Below are 1,344 nucleotides of genomic sequence, written 5' to 3'. Positions count from 1 at the left end.
AGCCGAAGACGATCCAATTTCAAGATCGACTTGAGGTGCGCGAAGAGCATCTCAACCTTCTTGCGCTCGCAACGTGAGCGTTGATACGCTGGCGTCGTTGCGATCCGGCGAGCCACGTCGCGTGCACGCTCATGGACGCTGCGCACGATCTTGCGATGCGTCATGTTCGGGCAACACCGCGATTTCAGGGGGCAGGCGGCGCAATCACGCTGACCCGCACGATAGATGATGGTGTTGGCCTTCGTGATGTGATGGCGCGGATTCTTGTACTGGCGCCGTTCGCGCCGTAGCGTTTGACCGGCCGGACAGCGATATTCGTCGGCCGCCTCATCCCACTGGAACGCATCGCGCTCAAAGGTGCCATCTTTGCGTTCTGTCTTGTCGAAGACCGGAACATGCGGCTCGATGCCCTTTTCGTCGACCATCCAGGCCAGCATCGGCGCCGTTCCATACGCGGTATCCGCAATGAGGCGCTCGGGCTTAAGGTCGAAACGCGCCTCGATAAGCTCGATCATGACCTTGGTGGAATCCACTTCTGCCGTGCGGTGCGCCGGTGTAGCCTCCACGTCGAGGATGATGCCATGGGCGGTATCGATCAGATAGTTGGTGGAATAAGCAAAGAAGGCAATGCCTCCGGTAGCCGCCGTCCAACGTGAGTGTGGATCGCTCAGCGAAACCTTGCGCGGAACAACCTCGGCAAGCGCCTCGTCATCAAGGGCGGCAAGGTACTCGCGCATGGCACGCGTGTCGATTTCCGGACGGTTCCAATCGCAATGCTCGCCGACCTGAACGCTGTGTTGGTGGCTTGCATTCGCCGCGATCAGGCTGGCATCAACAGCGAATCCTTCGCCCTTGACCAGTCCCGAAGCCATGCAGTTCCGAACAACTTCATCAAATAGCCAGCGAAAGGCTCCGCTCTCTCGAAATCGCCCGTGCCGATTCTTGGAGAACGTCGAGTGATCCGGCACACCCTCCTCTATACCCAGGCGACAGAACCAGCGGTAGGCGAGATTCAAATGTACTTCCTCGCACAAACGGCGTTCAGAACGGATGCCATAGCTGTAGCCAATGATGAGCATCCGGATCATCAATTCAGGATCAATCGAGGGGCGTCCGGTGGTGCTGTAGAAGTCGGCCAGGTGGTGGCGCAGTTCGCTCAGGTCAAGACACTGATCGATTCCACGTAAAAGGTGCCCTGGCGGAATATGATCTTCAAGATTGAAGGCGTAGAACAAACGTTCCTGACCACCTTGCCGTTCTCCCATCATCTTCGCACCTCGATACAAATGCTATACGCATATTGTATCGCACGCGATGAATCGTGGCGAGTTTTTCAACAGAATC

Annotated in this window: 1 protein-coding gene; it reads right to left on the bottom strand. The window is 57.1% G+C overall.

Going from position 1 to position 1,344, the window contains the following annotated elements; genetic code table 11:
* On the bottom strand, positions 1 to 1,268 hold a 1,268-nt coding region (locus PROAA_RS08255), incomplete at its 3' end, for a transposase (protein ID WP_186410893.1).
* Positions 1,269 to 1,344 lie beyond the last annotated feature (76 nt).

Origin of the sequence: Candidatus Propionivibrio aalborgensis (assembly GCF_900089945.1) — a bacterium.
Taxonomy (GTDB): Bacteria; Pseudomonadota; Gammaproteobacteria; order Burkholderiales; family Rhodocyclaceae; genus Propionivibrio; species Propionivibrio aalborgensis.
This window is presented reverse-complemented; position numbering and strand designations above follow the sequence as displayed.